We start from the raw sequence: 19,776 nt of genomic DNA, 5'->3' as shown, positions 1-19,776 counted from the left end.
TTTATGCGGTTAGTCCAGCAGCCAGCAGCTTTATCGGGAATTGTATGGGGGATAATATGCGTAGACAATTAAAAGAAGCCAAGCGAATTGTTATCAAAGTTGGAACCAGCACACTGATTTATCCGAACGGAAACATCAATCTGCGTGCAATTGATCATCTGGCATTCACCTTAACCGATCTTAAAAATCAGGGTAAAGAAATTATACTGGTTTCTTCAGGCGCGATTGGTGTCGGACTCAATAAACTGAACCTTGATCAACGACCCCCAACTATTCCTGAACAGCAGGCAGTAGCTGCGGTAGGTCAGGCGGAACTGATGAATATCTATAATCAGCGATTTTCCACTTACAGCCAACAAATTGCACAGCTTCTGTTAACAAGAGATGTAACAGAATATCCTGAAAGCCGCCGCAATGTAGTCAATACTATGGAACAACTACTGCGAATGGGATTAATTCCTGTTATTAATGAAAATGACACCGTAGCTATTGATGAACTAGACCATTTGACTAAGTTTGGCGATAACGATCAGCTTTCAGCAATCGTGACACAGCTAATTAATGCAGATGCATTAATCATGCTTTCCGACATTGACGGCTTTTTCTCAGACAACCCAAATACTAATAAAGCAGCTGTCCTGTATTCTGAAATCAATCAGATTGATGACGCTTTGCTGCAGCAGGCCGGCGGAAAAGGCAGCCGTTTCGGTACAGGCGGTATGTTCAGCAAGTTGAAAGCTGCCGAACGTGTACTTGAACAACAAAGCATGATGGTTTTAGCTAACGGAAAACAGCCGCAGATTATTTTTAACATTTTAGCAGGAGAAGATATCGGTACTTTATTTATTGAAAGGAGAAATGGGCATGACTGATTTAATTACACTGGGGCAGCAGGCAAAAACTGCTGCTTATCAACTAGGTTTACTGGATACTAAAAGAAAAAATGAGCTATTGCTTGCGATGGCAAAACAGCTTGAAAAAAGTATTCCTTTAATTTTAGAAGCAAACAAAAATGATTTGGCCGCTGCAGAGGAAAATGGTATCTCTGAAACAATGCAGGATCGTCTGCGTCTGACAGAAGAGCGGATTTTTGCAATGGCAGATGGAATTCGTCAAGTCGCTGGGCTGAATGACCCAATTGGCGAAGTAGAAAAAATGTGGAAAAATGAAGACGGCTTAATGATTGGAAAACAACGAGTACCATTAGGGGTGATTGGAATCATCTATGAATCCCGTCCAAATGTCACAACGGATGCCGCCAGTTTATGCTTTAAATCGGGAAACGCAGTTATTTTGAGAGGAGGAAAAGAAGCCTTTCAATCTAATCAGGTATTAGTTTCCATTCTCCAGCAAGCATTAAGTGATAGTGATTTTTCGCCTTACGCCATTCAATTTGTGGATGATACTTCTCGGGAAACGGCTAAAAAGCTAATGACCTTAAATGGATATCTAGATGTCCTAATTCCTCGAGGCGGCGCCAATCTAATCAAAACGGTGCTGGAAACTGCCACTGTTCCCGTTATAGAAACAGGAACAGGAAACTGTCATATTTATATAGATAAAGATGCTCAGCTAAAAATGGCAACAGATATTACTGTTAATGCTAAATGTCAGCGGCCATCTGTGTGTAATTCCGCAGAAACCCTGCTTATCCACAAAGATGTAGCCCAAGACTTTTTACCTGTTATTGAAGAAGCTTTAAGCGAGTATAATGTGGAGCTGCGGGCTGACGAGCGTGCCCAGGCTATATTAAAACAATCCATACCAGCAACTGAAGCAGACTGGGGAACAGAATTTCTTGATTTCATCCTGGCTGTCAAGGTCGTTGACTCTCTAGATGAAGCAATCGCCCACATCAACAAATATAATACCAAGCATTCTGAAAGTATCATCAGTGACAACTATTTTGCTACACAGCAATTTTTGCAGCAGGTGGACGCTGCAGCAGTCTATGCTAATGCATCTACACGTTTTACCGACGGTTTTGTTTTTGGCTTTGGTGCAGAAATCGGAATCAGCACTCAAAAGCTGCATGCCAGAGGACCTATGGGGCTGGATGAGTTGACCTCTACTAAATATATTGTTTATGGTGACGGCCAGTACCGAGCATAAAATTGAGGGATTACTACCTGAAATAAAACCGGCAGAACGCTTCGAGTAAAAGTTTCCCCCAGAGTTATCCCCGATTGTGGATAACTAGCTCTATATTCCGTTTTTTTGTGGATAACTATTTTTTTAATCATAATATCTTTAACTATTTATTCTTTCTTTTATAGTTATCCACATTAATAAGGAATTATCGGATTTTTCGTAATATCCGTTTAACAAGAATTTTTTCACTATTTTTTAATCAATAGAAGCTAATCCTCAGTTCAACAGAGCTTTCCTTTTAAAATAAGGAAAGTTATAAGAAATCAATTTATTTTTTACGGATAATCTAACGCTTTTAGCTTGCTTTTATTCACTAAAAAAGTGAATATATCCTTGTACTGACAGGATTTTAAAGGTTTTATCTGCTTATTTAAAAAAAGAAGAATTTACCCTGCTGCAAAGCGGGAATCGCTAGTAGATATTCGAACATTTTTTTTAGTAATCTAGTAAATATTCGGAAAAAAATTTTGCGGTGAAAAGATTTTTTATGCCCTTGAACCTAATAGTGATATTCAAGTTTTTTTCTATTCTTCACATGCTCGTAACTAGTTATGCACAAAGTTATCCACAGAGCTGATGTTCAGGTTCTTTTATTTACTTTAATTACTTCTTTTCTGCACTAAATTGCTGCTGTTAATTGATTAAAGCAATTGCTTCTCTTTAAACAGACTGAACTGTGCCATTGTTTCAATAAACTTATATCATAAAGCGAGGGAATTCATTTGCTGTTCTTAGACTATAACCCTGATCTCAGCCCTATTGATTTGGAAATCTATAAATACATTGCTGCGCATATGGATCAGGTGATTTATATGCGTATCAGAGAGCTGGCACAAGTTACACACAGCAGTACAGCCAGTATTTTACGGTTTTGCCGTAAATTTGAATGTGAAGGCTTTTCAGAATTTAAAGTGCGGTTGAGTCTTTATCTGGAGTCTCAAAGTCATCAAACAACCATTCATACAGTTGATGAAACGTCTTTTTCACACTTCATTCAGCGCTCTACAGAATCCTTTTATCAGGAACGCCTGCGTGCTGCTGCTGAGCTGCTGGCTGAAAAAGAACTGGTTCTTTTTGTCGGAGTTGGTTCCTCAAAGATTATCGCAGAATACGGCGCTTTGTATTTTTCATCTATCTTCAGCATGGCTTTTAATATTGATGATCCGGTGAATCATCCAGTTAGCTTTTTCAACAAAAATATTGCCAGGAATGTTTGTGTAATTGCTCTTTCCGTCAGCGGAAAAACAACAGCGATAATTGATTATTTGAACCATTTCATTGCCAATGAAAGTTCTATTATTTCAATTACTAATAGTGAAAAATCAGAAATAGCCAAGCTGTCTGATGTAAATATTCCCTATTATATTTCAACAGAAAGTATTGGTGACAGCGATATTACTTCACAGGTTCCTGCACTGTATACAATTGAATACCTAGCAAAAGAAGTTAGAAAACTAAAACACGAAAAGTCGGGAAAATGACTTTTCGTGTTTTTTGCTTATTTAAAGAATTTAGGCAAATATGATTTATGAGCTTCCAGAAGCTCATCCATGACTTGCTTCGCAATACCACCACTTGTAATCAGCGGATTCATTGTAAATGCCTGCAGTAAGGTGCCATAGTCTCCAGTTACAGCTGCTTCAATGGTTAGCTCTTCCATTGACTTCATTACTTGCAGTAGACCCCGCTCTTTTGGTTCAAAGCTGCCAAAGTTGTATGGAACAGGTCCTCTTCCAGTAATTGTACAAGTTACTTCCACTGCGCTCTCAGCTGGAAGATCTGTTATTGTACCATTGTTTCTTGTGCTAACGGTCATTGTTGTACGCTTATCATTGTGGATAGAGTTGATAATCTCACAGGCAGCATCACTGTATCGTGCTCCTCCTCTTTCCGCTAGTTGTTTCGGCTTGTAATCCAGCTTAGGATCCTTATACAGCTCGAATAATTCATGTTCAATTTGTTTTACTTTTTCCGCACGTGTACCATTATTTTTGAAATCTTCCAGTTCTTCTGCCAGCATTTTATCGGTATTATAATAGTAATTATGATATGGACACGGCACCATATGCAGATTTTCTACCTGTTCCCAAATTAGTTCATTATCTTTAATATTAGCAACAATTGATTTTGCGTTTCCTTGGCCATACATAATTTTAATTAAATCATCTGTTCGGTCTATACCGTTCTTATCAGTGATTGTGTGCCAGTGAAGGTGATTAATTCCCGCAAATTGGAAGAACAAGTCCCGAGGCTGTTCCTCAAGTAGTGCTGCCTCTTCAAATACTGCATTGACAGGAATATTACAAAGCCCTACTACCTTATCCCAATTTCCATAGCGAAGAACAGCCTCCGTTACCATACCAGCTGGGTTTGTAAAGTTAATCAGCCAAGCATTAGGACACAGCTCCTTCATATCTTCAACAATGTCAAGAATCACTGGAATCGTACGCAGTGCTTTAAAAATTCCACCAGCGCCATTTGTTTCCTGACCAATCATGCCATGGCTTAAGGGAATACGTTCATCCAAAATTCTAGCATCCAACAATCCCACACGCAGCTGCGTTGTGACGAAATCCGCATCTTTCAATGCTTCTCGGCGGTCCAACGTCAGGTGCACTTCACAGTCAACTCCTGCAGCTTTAACCATGCGTTTTGCCATTTCTCCAACAATTTCAAGCTTTTCTTTACCGGCTTCAATATCTACTAGCCAAAGCTCTCTAACTGGCAGTTCTTCAAATCTTTTGATAAAGCCTTCTACCAGCTCTGGCGTATAGCTGGAGCCGCCGCCGATTGTAACAATTTTAATTCCGTTTTTCATTATCTATTCCTCCTGTATTGAACATTGATGTTGACCTAAGTATAGACCTTTCTCTGTAAAAGAAATATAGGCAGCAGCAGATTGGTTACATATTTGAAAGATGGTTATTTGTGTCTTGAATGTATCACTACGTAACATCAGCTCTTTATTATCGTTCTTCCCTGCAAACAAGCTTGCTGTTCAACCATGAATATTTTATGAAATTTTCTTTCTATTGGTGATATTTTCTATGAATATGCTAAACTAGATGATACGAATACTAACTTGTCTTGAGGGGTCTGTTTATGAAAAATAAAATTAAGCAATTTACTAAGGAAAACTGGCAATATATGGCCGCCAGTTTCTTCATTCCTTTTTTTATAATGGTTTTTGTCTATCTAAGTATCGGCATATATCCCGGCAGCAGCCGCAGTGTTTTAGCAAGTGATGCCTTCTCTCAGTTTTCCAATTTCCATGCCAGCTTTAATAATGTTCTGCATGGAAAACAAAGCATCTTCTATAGCTGGAACGCTTCGCTAGGCTTAAATTATATGTCGCTCTTGTCTTATTATTTAGGGGGCTTGTTTACACCCCTGGTCTTTTTCTTTGGCAACCAGAACATGCCGGATGCTTTGTACGTCCTGACTCTGCTTAAAATTGGCGCAGCCGGACTATCCTTCTGGTTCTTTGCTTCCCATACATTCAAAATCAGTCGATGGGCGCATGTTACTCTTAGCATTCCCTATGCTTTGATGTCTTATACTACTGCTCATTCGGAGCTGATTATGTGGCTGGATGCTTTTGTTTATCTCCCGCTCATTTTCTGGGGTATTCACCGCTTGATGGATCAAAGGAAACCAACACTGTTGTTTGTCAGTTATCTGCTGTTATTTATTGCAAATTTCTATATGGGTTTTATGATTGGTATTTTTTCATTCCTTTACTTTATCGTCCGACTGCTTACAAACTGGAAGAACTATAAAAAAACGATTCTTCCATATAGTATTACCTCACTGTTGGCTGGCGGCGCATCTATGATTATGATTCTTCCGACAGTTTTTGATTTACGGTTTAACGGGGAAAAACTGACAGAAATCACAAAATTTAAAACAGAAGCGACCGCCTTCTGGGATATTGTCATGAAAAATATGGTTGGCGTGTACGATACAACAAAATATGGATCGATTCCATTTATTTATGTCGGTCTGCTGCCGCTGATTTTTTGTGTGTTTTACTTTACTACACGACATATCCCGCTAAAAAATAAACTTCTCTTTGGCAGCTTATTCGCTATTCTAATTGCCAGTTTCTACATCGTACCGCTGAACTTGTTCTGGCATGGAATGCATGCGCCAAATATGTTTTTATTCCGCTATAGCTTTCTATTTTCATTTCTTGTCGTTCTACTTGCCGGCTATGGCTGGGAGCAGTTCAAAAAGGACGACTTAGGTATTTTCACAGGAACTATTATTTTGGTTATTGCGTTCTTCGCATTAGCTGAAGGGTCTAAGCCAACTGGAAGCTACGAGTTTGTTTCACTGACTTCCTTTATACTCACCTTGCTATTCCTTGGTTTGTATTTAGCGGGTATTGCTTTTTATCAGGTAAAAAAACTGCCTGGAAAATATCTTTCTGCTTTATTGCTGCTGGTTGTCTGTGCTGAAGCCTTTATCAATACCAATACAATGATTAATGGTATTCTGGATGATTGGAACTATGCTTCACGCAGTCTATACACAGAGCCTTATCCGGATATCAAAAAACTAGTAGATCAGACCAAGGCGGAAAACGATACTTTCTACCGATTAGAGAATTTAAATCCTGTATCCTCTAACGATAGTATCAATTATGGATACAGCGGCATCAGCTTATTTTCTTCAATCCGCAATAGAAATTCTTCTGCCTATCTGGACTCGCTGGGCTTTCGTTCAAGGGGAACGAATTTGAATATTCGTTATCCCAATAATACCTTAATAATGGATGCTCTCATGGGCATAAAATATAATCTTTCGGAAAGTGATCCATTAAAATTTGGTTTTTCTAATGAAGCTACATCCGGGAAATTTACGTTGTACGAGAATCAATATGCCTTGCCATTGGGCTTTTTGGCTAATGAATCCATTTATGACGTAGAGCAGCCTGAAAACGATAATCTCAGCAGCCAGACGGAGCTGCTAAACAGCTTGTCTCAGCAGGAACAAAATTACTTTACCTTCTATTCTCCAACAATTATCAACCAGCAAAATGTAAAGATTGAAGACAATGTGAATTCTGTTACCTATCGTGAACTGCAAAGCGATGTTGCAAAAGAAATTACGTGGAGCGTGGCTGTTCCAGCACATACACAAGCTTATCTCAGTCTGTTCCCAACAGACTTTGGGCAATTAGAAAGCTCTAGTGCTACTATGACCGTGAACGGCAGCAGTCAGAAATCTCAAATCAACATTACTGGTCAATATTACAATATTGGTTATTATGAAGAGCCTACTACAGTGACTTTTTCTGTCAGCTTTTATGGTACAGAAGCTGTTAGTTTTATGGAACCCAAAGTTGTTGGTCTTGATACGACAGCTTTTGAACAGGCGGTAAAAGAAATTCAAACGAATGGAATAGAGATGAAAACTGGAGGGAGAACTGCTGAAGGAACATTTTCAGCTAAAGAAAATCAAACAATTTTCACAACTATTCCTTACGATAAAGGCTGGAAAGCTTATGTTGACGGCAAAGAGGTCCCTGTCAAAGTATTTAAAAATGCGTTTATCAGTGTTCCAGTTACTGTAGGTGAACATACAATCAAGCTCGTTTATCTGCCGGAAGGCTTCAAAATTGGCGCCCTGCTGTTTGTTCTCTGCACAGGTGGATTTGTCTTCTTTGTAAAATTTACTGATACCAAACAAAAAAAACAAACAAGAGCAAAAAAAAGAACCCGTAAAAAGCGGGCAGCTTTATAAAGAAAAGGGGCTGTGACAGAAGTTACTTCTGAAACACCGTTTATCCGGGTTTAAGGGACTGAGGCATACTAATGTCACAGCCCCTTTTCTAAAATCCGAATGAACGATGGGACAAGTCGGCTCTTTTCAGCTTACCTCAAGAAACAAAAATTTTTCTATATTTTTTTAACTGTCTCATTGGCAGGTCTATTTATCTATGCTATTGTAAGCCTGAAAGGAGGGATTCTAATGGCTAATGAAGATAAAAAAGATTTTAATGCCATGTTGAACGATCCCAAAGATATGCCGAAAACCAAGGTAATCACCGACCAGAAAACGATTGATAAATACGGCGGCTCATTGATGTATTTCGCCCCTCCCCTTGTCTACGATAAGCTTATGAAGCAGATCCCAAAAGGAAAGGTTATTACTGTTACGGCTCTTAGAGACTATCTAGCTAAAATCAACCATGCTGATTTTACTGAACCCATTACAGCAGGAGCTTTTACCTCTATTGCTGCTTGGGCCAGCAGCCAGCGGGAAACAGATTTAACTCCTTATTGGCGAACCTTAAAAGCCCATGGGGAAATTAATCCCAAGTTCCCAGGCGGAGTAGATTTCCAAAGAGAGCGTTTAGAGCAGGAAGGGCATCAAATCATTCAGCGAGGAAGAAAAAACATTCGTTACTATGTGAAAGATTTTGAAACTGTCTTATTTAATTTTGCTTAATATTCAAAAAAAAAATTTTTTTACTAACCACTACTCCAGCAAACTAATGAAAAAAAATTTGCAAAAACAAAAAATTTGTCTCACTTTATTGAAACGCGGTCTGGATTATTTTCTGTTATACTTACTGTAGTGGAAAGACGAGCGTAGTAAAACTTCTTTCTAACTATCTCCCCTTGAAGCCTACCCTAATAAGGTAGGCTTCTTCCTTTTTTGGAAAAATTGAAAAATTCCACTTTTTAAAGAATATAATTTTATGTTATTTTTTTCTATGCTTTCTCCAGATATCATAGATTAGATATATAACAGCCAAAAATGCGACACCATACCCTACAATTCCCAACACCGAAACAAAACGACTGGTTAATCCTTCTTGAAATTCAACCAGCATCGATGAACCGATAATTAATGCCGATAGAATCAGTCCGATGACCAAGCGGTTAATCATTGATTCCAGCCGGTTTAACAGCTCATCCTGTTTCTTTAATTCAATATTGACCTTCGATTTTCCTTTAGCCAAGTCATCTAGAACATCTAATGCCCGACTAGGTATTTGAGGAGCCGCTTTTGCTGAATATAATGTATCTAGTGCAGCTCGTTTCAGCTCTGTGGACCAGTCAATTTTTTCTGTAAAATATTTTTTTGCAAAAGGCGCTGAGATTTCAACAAGAGAAATCTCAGGATCAAGCTCCCGAATCATCCCTTCAAAAGTTACTACAGCCTTAATCATCATAGTCACTTCCTTAGGAACCTGAAGATTATTATGATGACAAATATCAATAATTTGGAAGAACAACGCCTGTAAGTTCAAGTCGCCAATACCTACTCCATAGTTTTGGTCCAGTAACGGTGTCAGCTGTTCATAAAAAATATCTTCATCTAAAGGACCTATTTGCTTACATACCTGCAAAATTGCCTGACCCGTTACCTTTGCATCATTTCTATATAAGCTAATCATAACACCTGTCAGTTTTTGAATCATCTCCTGACTCAACTGTCCCATCATACCAAAATCTAAATATACCAGCTGATAGGGCAATGTCCTACCTTCATCCTGATAAACAAAATCAACCGTTGTATGCTTAAATTTTTTCTGAAATTGCTGTCCTTTTCGTATTCCATTAGGGATAGAACTTTCCAAGTCCACTTTTTGCACAAAAATATTTCCCGGATGAGGGTCAGCATGGAAATAACCATCTTCAAATACTTGCTTGATGAAGTTCCGAACTAACGCATCTCCAAACTCTTTCCTCAGCTTTTTACTAGCAGGGTCTGTCTGCAGCTGATTGCTGAAAAAGCTGCGGATACTTTCCCCGTCTATATATTCCATCACCAACACTCTTGAGGTGCAGTACTCCTGATAGATTTTGGGAGCGCGAATCATTTCCCAGCCATTATTCAACTCATAGAAGTATTCAGCGTTTGCTGCTTCCTGAATGGCATCCAACTCTTTTTGAAGGGATTCTTTAATTTCCAGAAAGATATTCCTCAAATCGACAACCTTTGATTCAGGAATGTATTTTATTAATGGCAGAGCACGTTCCAGAAGAGAAAGGTCCAGCGTGATTTCTTCACGAATACCTGCATGTTGAACCTTTACAGCAACTTCCTCTCCACTCTTCAAAACAGCTTTGTGGGTTTGACCCATTGAAGCTGAGGCAAATGGGATTTCTTCAAAAGAAGAGAAAAGGCTTTGAACAGATTGTCCTGCTTCAGATTCTATGATTTCTTTAATCAGCGGATAATCATCGGTTTTCACGTCATCCTGTAGTTTTTTTAACTCATCAATAAAGGGCGGAGGCAGAATATCTGTTCGAACAGACAGCATCTGTCCAATTTTAATAAATGTTGGTCCCAGTTTTTCAAAAGCCTCTCGAACTTCCTCCGGGTGTGTTTGTCTCACCATATTTGTAATCACATTATGTTCCATAAATATTTTGGTGATTTGTCTAAATCGAGTGCTTTTCTTATATTTTTTACCTTCATCTGTCGCCATATCCATTCCCTCCTTCACACCTCAATAGTACCTGTAATCATTTATTTGAGCAACTCAGAGCAAGAGGTCTGCAACCCCCTAATTAATGAAGACAGCGAATACCGCATTCGTTAAACTACTTCTGTGCTATAGTTGCTTTTACGACTTTATAATTTTCTGTATTGGTGGAAATTCATCAGCATTATTTAAGTAGTCAAACAAAAAAAGAAACAGCAAACTAATAATATGAAATCATTGTCTTATTTTTTCACAACACTGAAAAGGAGAAGCAGTTTCAAAGGTACATTGGGAATTATCATCTGTTTACCAAGTCGCTTTCGGCCAGCTGTTCAGATGGATTAGGGAAGTTTCCCTTAGTCAAATAGAAAACTTGAAACAAAACCAGAAATTTCCTGTTTTTGCTTCAAGCTCTTTGATGATATTCAATTCTTTGTTTTGCCAGCGCAATTTGATGACATAAAAACTAATTTACCTAACTGGACGGTTGGATAAAGTTAATTCAAAATATTCGTTTAACAGCTTGTAGCCTTCCATTCTCTGTTCAACTTCCTTTGGACAATAAATCCACTTACCCATGACCTTTCTCTTTGAAGCAATTTCTTCTACTTCTTCTAAAAATTTAGGTACAGCATCAATCAGCTTTTGACAACTAAGCTGACCATTTAAAAGAATATCCTGCTGTGGTCCGTTTTCCGTATGGATAGTTGACCATAGATAGGGTAGAACCTCAATTTGACGGATATTTGCATAAAAATCTTCCTTAGCAACCATACCACGGCTGCCAATACCACTTTTTATTTTGCTAAAACTCGTAAATATGTCATTTTCCAGCTTCTTTAGTCTTCTTAATGAAGTAGTAGCTACTTGGCTGCGTTCCGGTACTGGCCTGCTGACAGGTTCCGTTCTTTTCGGATGATCGGAAACCCGATCCAACATTTCTTCAATTGCCAGAGTCACTGTCGGTGTCTCCTCGACGACTGGAGGCTGCGGCTGATTTGCTCCTCGATAATTCGGGATGGGCCTGGAAGCCTGTAAAAATGTTTCCTTTGTTGGAAATCTTCTTGTATCTCCTAGCTCGCCTGCTCCAGCCTGCGCGTTGACTGGCTGACTCACCGGTCTTTGCGGCTGTGGTGCTGGCGGCTGTACATTCATTGGCTGTGTCGGCGGCTGATTCTTTATCGGATTCGCCGTCACTGGCGGCTGATTTGAATAAACAGGCGGTGCTGCAGCTGGTTGTTGTGTCTGCTGCATCGGTTGTGTCTGAGACCGAGGAGCCGCTGCAGGTACAGTGCCGCCTAAACGTATTTTTTGTTCCAGTTCAGCAATTTTTTGATGTGCTTGAATCAGTTGAATATCTACTTTCCCAACGGTCTGGCTTAGTTTCTTTATTTCCACAGCATTGGCCATTAACTGATCCTGATCTTTTTGGTGTTGATCTGACAATTTTTTAACTGTCTCACTCTTTTTGAGCTTCACAACAGGAATTTCTTTGCGCTTCACGCTGGTCAAGTCACTCTCTACAGTCTCCAGTTTTTCAGAAAGCTGATCAATCACTTGGTTCAACTTCATAGTTTCAGACGCTGTCTGTTGAAGTTTGCCGTGATCCATTACCTTTTGTTCAATTTCTTCCGGTGTTTGCTCCACCTTTGAAACTTTTGTTTCTACTGTACTTAATTTAGAATTAATCTCCTGAAGCTGCTGGGAAATTGAAATAACTTCTTCACTGGTCAAAGCCATCTTTTCTTCAAGAGTTGTTGTATTTTCAGCAACCTTAGCCGTACCGCTTTGATTCCGATACAATTCCTTGGTTTTTCTAGCTTCTCTTTCGATTTTCATTCCCAGCTTTTCAATTTCACGCTGAGAAAACTCTGATTTGCTAGATAAAGCCGCAAGCTGTTCCAGCGTTTTATCTAAACGCTGCTCCAGCGAAGGTTTTTTTCCACCTTTTCCATCAAAATAAATCTTGAACTTCGGTGGTGTTCTTTTAGCAGGAGCAGGCTGCTCTGCCTTTTCCAGCCGAACAGCAGTCTCTTGTTTAAACGTCTCAAAATCCGCCATTATTTTGTCAACCTTGGCTGCAAGCTCATCTATACGCTGGCCATTAAGAGTTTCTTCTTCAAGTACTTTTTTCGCAGCTGATTCACTCTTAACTACTTTCATTACAGGCGGTGTTTTTTTAGTTTTCACTGCCTGTATCTCAGCATATACATCTGACAGACTTTCATTGAACTGATTCATCATTTCAGTCAGCAGTAAAACCTCACTATTCGTCTCCTGCCATTCACGAACCATCTGATCGTCTGATGCGGTAGTACTCGAACCACTAAAATTGGATACATGCTCTAGCGCAGGTGATGGAATGTCTACACTGCCCATCCAATCCTTCAGTTCAACAATCTGAATTTTACTCAAGGGCTGCGGCAATGCCAACAGCAGCGTCACGTAAACTGATTTCTGCGTTGTTCGTACATACATGTTCTTAGCAACAATGTCTTGAAAATCTTCATTGAATCGTTCCGGCAAATCGGCAAGTAGACGTTCCATCTGAGCAAGATCCTGATAATCCGTTTCTTCTTCAAATTTCCGCACTAAATAAACCGAGTACTGACAAAGGATATCATCTGAATAGATTTCTTCCCCTAGACGCTCCGGTTCAATTTCTTTTCTCAAAAAGATTTTTTTACTTCCTTGTGTGTGTTTGTTTAAATTTTCCATAGCTGGCTAATGACCCCTTTAGATCTATCCATTTATCCCATCACTTTTTCGTGAACAATGCCTCAGCATAGCGGATCTGATTTTCTATAGTATAATCCACTCTTTATTTTACACTAAAAAAGACAAAAATTCTTTCCTAAAATAAAGAGACTTTTAAAAACATTTGAGAAAATATATATTTTGTTACATAAACGAACTATTCAATAGGATATATATAGCAACCAACCTAGTGACTATTTACTCTATTATTTCTTATGTATAAATATATCTCTATTTTATAGTATTTACTGCTTCAACTCAACTACCCTTTGCAGCGCTCCGTTCTATAAAAAAAGAAGCAGTCATTCACTGCTCCTTATACTGCTGCTCTATTCTCTTTTCTGGTATAAACCACATAATCAAAATCCCTATGTTTACAATTAATACAAGATATGGATGAATAAGCCAGCCCAACACTAACCCGGTAACATTCAATCCCAGCGATATATACATTTTATAGTACCTATTCAATGCATCTCTCAGCTTCTTATTTTTTTCATCAGCTTTCATCAACTCGCGCATTAAAATAAAATAGGCAAAATCAGCAAGCAGAACCACCAGCCCGTACACAAGCTCTGGAACTAGACTGTCTAAATAATCTCCAACCCATGCTGTAGCAAACGGCATCAAGGTCAATGAGAAAATAAAAAAGTTATTCGCCCATAAAACCCGACCGCTAATCCTGTGGACCATCTGAAACATATGGTGGTGGTTATTCCAATAGATAGCCAGCATAATAAAGCTGATAATATAAATAAAAATTTTATGTCCAATTTGATATAAAGCAGCCCATGTATCAGAATCTGGAGGTAATAATTCCAAAACCAGAATCGTCATAATAATTGCAATCACTGCATCCGTAAATGCTTCTATCCTTGTCTTTGACATTTCTCTCACCCCATTCTTACATCATTTTACCTGCTTTTTCATCAAAAACAATTAATATGTCTTCTTCCCATGTTTGACACTAAGATTGTTCAGCCAGCTCCCTTATACTAGTCGTTGTCCCCTTCCAGAGTCCGATGATAAATCGGTCTTCAGGTGGATGTTTCCTTATCCATCTCTTGGTATACTCTTATTATAGAAAACAAACAAGATGATCGGAGAGATAAAAATGAACAACAAATCATTAGTAGTAAACGTGTTGACTTTAATTGGGCTTTTCTTTGCAGCTGGTATTATTCTAAGTATGGTAATGGGAATTGTGGGAAGTCTGTTATGGTTTGCCATCAAGATTTTGATTCCTGTAGCAGTCATTGTTTGGCTTGTACGTCTGGTTTCAGGAAATTCTGGAAACAACCGCAGATATTACCGCTAAAAATAATTTTTCTTGATATAAAAAAGTGATGGAAAGCATTGAAGAAACTCTTGCTTTCCATCACTTTTTCGCTGTATCTTAATACTGAATATTGATTAAACTCATGAGCGGAAAGCATAAACAATATGAGTAATTCCGAACATCATAAAGTAGAAACCAACTAAGAAGCTTAAGGTTAACGCGGATGACAGCGGGTTAAACAATAAAATAAACCCTAAAATAATACCTAGAATATCTACAATTAATGTGAACCAGTAATAGCCAGTATTAAATGCTCTAGCTAACTCTAAAGTAAACAAACCGAAAACAGAATCCACAATAAACCAGATAGCAAAAATATACGGAAGTACAGAAACTCCGACACCCAAATTAAATAGAAAATAGATACCAATAATAATATCAATGACTCCTAAAACAATTGGTGCATAAGCTCTATAGCCTGTCAGCTGTTTCAGCCTGTTTCTACCAATCAGTTCAAAAATTCCTTTAAAAATGGCGAAAACTGCAAAGACCATCACAATAGCAATTAGATTTCCAGCTGGATCCTGAAAAGAAAGCAGGGCGGTTAGAACAAATAGAATACCCAGCAGCAAGGAGCCCCAGTCAATCCCATTATTTCTAGTTTCATTCATGATTTTTCACACTTCCTTCTTCTTATATATTCTTTACATACTTAATGGTACTTCCTGAAAATTTTCTGGTCAAAAGAAACGGCTTTTTTCAATAAAAAAAATCAGACACACCACTATCGGCATTGTCTGATCTTCTAGCTGTATTCTCTTAGTTTTGTCATCTTTTCATTCTAGCTCCGTTTGCGTTTTGATTGAACTGCACGTTTAATCACGTCGAAAAATCCTAAGGATTGAACCATGCGGTCTGAAGCAACGTGCTCTCTGATGGCCCTCAAAACCTTTTTAGGTTCCTTGGAAGCAAAAGTGAATGTTCCATTTTGCTTTGTTTGTACTGCGTAACGTGGAATCCATTTCCCTTTGAACAACACAGAGGCAACTACATAGTCCACTTCTTCCCAGGGAATTTGGATGTATTTCCGTGTGTCACGTGAATTATAGAATTCAAACCCCTGATCACCAATCATTATCTGACCGTAATCAGTAAGTCCAGTAAAAGCAGTCCCATCGATGACTAAATCTATTTTTGTATTCAGTGATTGAACCATTGTCTCTGCTCCATTCTTATAAAATATACTTGTTTTCATTATACCGTTATTTCCGGTAAATTGGCTATTAAAAAGCGGCTGGACAAAATGTCGCAGCCGCTTCAACTATTCCGAAACCGGATAAATACTGCGTTGAAACCTACTCTTTTTCAATCGTTTACGATAGAATTGAGTATTTGTTGCTTACCCGTTTCCTGCAGCTACATGCTTGACTACCTTCTTGTTAAACGTGTCGATTATAACAGACCAATTACATGTCCTAGTACTCCGACTACGAATAAGCCAAGAATGATAACGATTGGAGAAATTTTCTTCTTAAGCAGCCACATGCATAGCAATGTAAGCAATAATGCTGCCAGACCAGGAATCAACTGATCCAAGTTGTTTTGCAATGTTGTCACTTTATCAGAAGAAAGAGCCAATCCTGAGTTGACTTGTTCAAAGGCTTGACGGATACCTTCACCACCGGAAGGAAGTTTGTCCCACTCGATATAGGCACCCTTATCCAGCTTAACAGTCGAAACAACTGGCAGGAATTTAATAGATACCCACCGCTGTACCAAAGCCGCTAATACGAACATCCCTAAAATAGACGCCCCTTTAGTTACATCTTGAAGCAAACCGCCGGAAAGATCTTCTGTGATTTTTGAACCTGCTTTATAGCCAAATTCTTGTGTATACCACATAAATGCCCAACGGATAATGTTCCAAGCTACAAAGAAGATGATTGGACCAAGAATGTTACCGCCCATGGCTAATGATGCACCTAAAGCTCCTAACATCGGACGCACTGTAAACCAGAATACCGGGTCACCGACACCGGCTAATGGTCCCATCATACCAACCTTAACCCCTTGAATCGCTACATCATCTACCGCTGCTCCATTTGCACGCTCTTCTTCAAGCGCTAAAGTTACACCTAAGATAGGTGAAGCAATGTATGGGTGAGTATTAAAGAATTCCAAGTGACGTTTCAATGCTGCTGTACGATCTTCTTTTGATTTATATAATTTCTTAATTGCCGGGATCATTGCAAATGCCCAACCGCCATTTTGCATACGTTCATAGTTCCAAGAACCTTGAATGAAGGTAGAACGCCACGCAACGGCTAAACGATCTTTTTTAGTTAATTGAATTTTTTCTGCCATTTCTATTCTCCTCCTTCAGGTTTAGTAGTCATTCAAAATGTCGTCCAACGGATCGCCATGGCCGCCGCCACCGCCGTTTGAAGAACCGCCCATTTTAGAAAGATTTAGATAAATAAGAGCCAGCGCCACACCTAGTGCACCAAGTGCGATTAGTGTAAGCTGAGAAATTGCTGCGACAACAAAACCAATAACAAAGAATGGCCATACTTCTTTTGTTGCCATCATATTGATTACTAACGCATAACCAACGGCAACAACCATTCCACCACCGATTGCCATACCATCTGTTAACCATGCAGGCATTGATTCCAAGAAAGATTGAACTGTATGTGCTGGGATGAATAACAGTGCCCCAGCTGGAATAGCAATACGCAGACCTTGCATAGCTACTGCAATGATGTGCCACATTTCAACACCGCGAATATTTCCTTTTTCAGCTTCCGCATCCATCAAGTGAACAATTGGAACAGCTAAAGTACGAACAATCATTGTTAAGAATAGACCAGCTACTGCCAGAGGAACGGCAATTGCAATCGCTGATGCCACACCTTTGTCACCCTGTCCACCTAAAACTAAAATAATTGCTGATGCGACAGACGCCAAGGCTGCATCGGGCGCTACTGCTGCTCCGATATTTGCCCATCCAAGAGCGATCATTTGAAGTGTACCACCAAGAATGATACATGCTTCAAGGTTACCGGTTACTAAACCGATTAATGTACATGCAACTAATGGTTGGTGGAACTGGAACTCATCGAGAATCCCTTCCATACCAGCCAGAAAAGCAACTAGTACTACTAAGATTATTGAAATAATAGACATTAATCCTCAACCTCCTAATTAATTTGAGTTTGTTGTGTCATTATGCTTTGGCTAATTCAGCCTTTGCTTTTTTAATGATTTCATCCATGTTGTCATGAGAATCGTTTGGTACTTTACGTACATCGAATTTGATGCCTTTTTCTTTCATTGTTTCGAAAGCTTTTACATCTTCAGGACCCATAGACAACACCTTGCTTACAACTACTTTTCCTACAGAGTGGGCCATAGAACCAACATTCACTTCTTTAATATCAACGCCGCCTTCAATTGCTGTAAGAACATCTTCTGGATTTTCAAACAACAACAATGCTTTAGTATTACCGAAGCGCGGATCTTTTGCAATCTCAATCATTTTGCTGATTGGTATTACATTAGCTTTTACTCCTGGAGGAGCTGCCTGTTCAATCAGTTTCTTACGCAAATCATCTTTTGATACTGCATCTGAAACTACAATAATCCGGTTTGGCTGAACTGATTTCGTCCATGCTGTTGCCACCTGACCATGAAGCAGACGTGAGTCTACACGTGCCAGCACGTATTTGATTTTACCGTCTCCGACAACTGTTCCTTCAGGTAAAGCGCCTTTAGGCTGTCCATCTTCTACAGCTGCTTTTGGTGCTTCCTCAGGTTCCAGTTCTTCCGGCTTGATTTTCACACCTTCTCTTGCTACACCTAAAACATGTGCTGCAATTTCTTGTGCTGAATTCATAGAAAAACGGGAAGAATAGGCTTCAATCAGCATTGGTAAATTCAATCCGCTGACGATTGCCCATTTATCTTTATGTTCCTCATAAAGACTATTAGCCTGATTGAAAGGTGTACCGCCCCAAAGATCGACTAAAAACAATACTTCGTCTTTATCGTCAAATGTTTCGATTGCCTGAATCAGTTTTCCTTTTAAATCATCTGGTCCTTCGCTGGGCATTAATGTCACAGCTTGAACATTTTCCTGTTCGCCAAAAATCATGGAGCCTGACTGTAAAATACCTTCAGCGAATTTTCCATGACTTGCAAGAATAATCCCTACCATAATTGGATACCTCCTATACTTATTCATCCTCTTGCGACAATTATCATTTCACTGCTCTCATTGCTTTTAAAATTGACATACATATAAATAAAAAGTTCAGTTAAAAATAAAGTAATAAAAACGATCAGAAACAGTTCAATAATAAACTGCCTTTTTTACTATATAAATCCTCTGAAATAGTTTGTTTAACAGGATTCATATATATTGAGACAATCACATCCTTTCCAGTCTCAAACCTATCCGTTCACTTCTTAATAATTTCAAAGAGACTGTCCGCAAAAACTGATCCGACCCCTACAACAGTTGTTCCTTTTTCAGCAGCTCCATCAAATGAACTTTACTATCTGCCACTACTTTTCGAATTTCCAGCGTAATTCCCTGTGCATCCAGATATTGAAAAGCTTCAATATCCCGAGCATCCACAGCAACAGCATTGGTAATCATTTTTTTCCCTTTGGAAAAACTCATTCCGCCGATATTGACAGCAGATATCGCTACCCCCTGTCTGACTACACGCTCAATATCTTCTGGATTCGTAAACAGCAGCATGACTCTGAAGCTATCATCAAAGCGCTCATCAGGAAACACTTGAATCAACTTATTCACCGGAATGACGTTTACTTTTACGCCCGGCGGAGCCGCCTGAATCAACAATTCTTTTCTCAGCAAATCCTTAGAGACCGTGTCGCTGACAACCAGTATCCGGTTGATATTCATCGTTTTTGTCCAGACAGTTGCCACCTGGCCATGAATTAGCCGATCATCAATTCTTGTCAAGCGAATATCCATTTAAGACAACACTCCTTTTTGTCCAATTGTCTATCTCACTGGGGAAGAAAGCATTTCTTAAATTGACTCATCTCTTCATAAAAATACTATGTTCTAAAAGATAATGCCAAAATAAAGCTTTTTTGACTTATGGATTTT

The 19,776-nt window shown here is 39.0% G+C and carries 16 protein-coding genes; 6 read left to right on the top strand and 10 right to left on the bottom strand.

Translation table 11 applies throughout. The annotated features are described in order from the left end of the window. Positions 1–56: 56 nt before the first annotated feature. The 3 genes from proB to AC1Z3K_RS09700 all read left to right on the top strand — a co-directional run bounded on the left by proB (position 57) and on the right by AC1Z3K_RS09700 (position 3,632). Positions 57–872 (top strand): glutamate 5-kinase, encoded by an 816-nt coding sequence (gene proB / locus AC1Z3K_RS09710; RefSeq protein ID WP_426083210.1) that lies wholly within the window; start codon positions 57–59, stop codon positions 870–872. Further along, positions 865–2,112, top strand: coding sequence for a glutamate-5-semialdehyde dehydrogenase (locus AC1Z3K_RS09705; protein ID WP_461732595.1), 1,248 nt, complete (start codon positions 865–867; stop codon positions 2,110–2,112). Before proB ends, AC1Z3K_RS09705 begins: the two co-directional genes overlap by 8 nt. A 761-nt stretch (positions 2,113–2,873) precedes the next feature. Next, on the top strand, positions 2,874–3,632 hold the full coding sequence (locus tag AC1Z3K_RS09700) for a MurR/RpiR family transcriptional regulator (RefSeq protein ID WP_426083206.1): 759 nt from the start codon (positions 2,874–2,876) through the stop codon (positions 3,630–3,632). A gap of 17 nt (positions 3,633–3,649) precedes the next feature. Here AC1Z3K_RS09700 and AC1Z3K_RS09695 read toward each other — a convergent pair whose 3' ends face one another. Further along, positions 3,650–4,972, bottom strand: a complete 1,323-nt coding sequence (locus AC1Z3K_RS09695; protein WP_461732627.1) for a 6-phospho-beta-glucosidase — start codon at positions 4,970–4,972, stop codon at positions 3,650–3,652. 281 nt (positions 4,973–5,253) lie between these two features. Here AC1Z3K_RS09695 and AC1Z3K_RS09690 point away from each other — a divergent pair, with 281 nt between their 5' ends. Next, a complete protein-coding gene (locus AC1Z3K_RS09690) occupies positions 5,254–7,899 on the top strand; it encodes a YfhO family protein (RefSeq protein WP_461732594.1) in 2,646 nt (881 codons plus the stop codon). A 228-nt stretch (positions 7,900–8,127) separates the two neighbouring features. After that, entirely contained in the window at positions 8,128–8,607 is a 480-nt protein-coding gene (locus AC1Z3K_RS09685; RefSeq protein ID WP_461732593.1) for an MGMT family protein, read from the top strand. A 256-nt stretch (positions 8,608–8,863) separates the two neighbouring features. Here AC1Z3K_RS09685 and AC1Z3K_RS09680 read toward each other — a convergent pair whose 3' ends face one another. The 3 genes from AC1Z3K_RS09680 to AC1Z3K_RS09670 all read right to left on the bottom strand — a co-directional run bounded on the left by AC1Z3K_RS09680 (position 8,864) and on the right by AC1Z3K_RS09670 (position 14,242). Continuing rightward, entirely contained in the window at positions 8,864–10,600 is a 1,737-nt protein-coding gene (locus tag AC1Z3K_RS09680; RefSeq protein WP_461732592.1) for an ABC1 kinase family protein, read from the bottom strand. Positions 10,601–11,068: 468 nt separating this feature from the next. Then, positions 11,069–13,315, bottom strand: a complete 2,247-nt coding sequence (locus AC1Z3K_RS09675; protein WP_461732591.1) for a hypothetical protein — start codon at positions 13,313–13,315, stop codon at positions 11,069–11,071. 345 nt (positions 13,316–13,660) lie between these two features. Next, positions 13,661–14,242, bottom strand: coding sequence for a TMEM175 family protein (locus AC1Z3K_RS09670; protein WP_461732590.1), 582 nt, complete (start codon positions 14,240–14,242; stop codon positions 13,661–13,663). A 226-nt stretch (positions 14,243–14,468) separates the two neighbouring features. On the opposite strand from AC1Z3K_RS09670, the gene AC1Z3K_RS09665 reads away from it, so the two are divergent. Continuing rightward, positions 14,469–14,672, top strand: a complete 204-nt coding sequence (locus AC1Z3K_RS09665) for a hypothetical protein (protein ID WP_426083192.1) — start codon at positions 14,469–14,471, stop codon at positions 14,670–14,672. Positions 14,673–14,773: 101 nt separating this feature from the next. On the opposite strand, the gene AC1Z3K_RS09660 is transcribed toward AC1Z3K_RS09665, so the two are convergent. The 6 genes from AC1Z3K_RS09660 to AC1Z3K_RS09635 all read right to left on the bottom strand — a co-directional run bounded on the left by AC1Z3K_RS09660 (position 14,774) and on the right by AC1Z3K_RS09635 (position 19,638). After that, positions 14,774–15,304: an HdeD family acid-resistance protein gene (locus AC1Z3K_RS09660; RefSeq protein WP_461732589.1), complete on the bottom strand. Its 531-nt coding sequence runs from the start codon at positions 15,302–15,304 to the stop codon at positions 14,774–14,776. A 170-nt stretch (positions 15,305–15,474) separates the two neighbouring features. Beyond that, the gene (locus tag AC1Z3K_RS09655; RefSeq protein WP_426083188.1) at positions 15,475–15,849 is read right to left on the bottom strand and encodes a DUF956 family protein; all 375 of its coding nucleotides are present in this window, start codon (positions 15,847–15,849) and stop codon (positions 15,475–15,477) included. 236 nt (positions 15,850–16,085) lie between these two features. Beyond that, positions 16,086–16,997, bottom strand: a complete 912-nt coding sequence (locus AC1Z3K_RS09650) for a PTS system mannose/fructose/sorbose family transporter subunit IID (RefSeq protein ID WP_426083186.1) — start codon at positions 16,995–16,997, stop codon at positions 16,086–16,088. A 21-nt stretch (positions 16,998–17,018) separates the two neighbouring features. Continuing rightward, complete coding sequence (locus AC1Z3K_RS09645) at positions 17,019–17,819, bottom strand: PTS mannose/fructose/sorbose transporter subunit IIC (RefSeq protein ID WP_426083184.1); 801 nt, start codon at positions 17,817–17,819, stop codon at positions 17,019–17,021. Positions 17,820–17,859: 40 nt separating this feature from the next. Beyond that, positions 17,860–18,849, bottom strand: coding sequence for a mannose/fructose/sorbose PTS transporter subunit IIA (locus AC1Z3K_RS09640; protein WP_426083182.1), 990 nt, complete (start codon positions 18,847–18,849; stop codon positions 17,860–17,862). 294 nt (positions 18,850–19,143) lie between these two features. Continuing rightward, positions 19,144–19,638 (bottom strand): mannose/fructose/sorbose PTS transporter subunit IIB, encoded by a 495-nt coding sequence (locus AC1Z3K_RS09635; protein WP_461732588.1) that lies wholly within the window; start codon positions 19,636–19,638, stop codon positions 19,144–19,146. Positions 19,639–19,776 lie beyond the last annotated feature (138 nt).

Source organism: Enterococcus sp. LJL128 (genome assembly GCF_056924295.1).
This window is presented reverse-complemented; position numbering and strand designations above follow the sequence as displayed.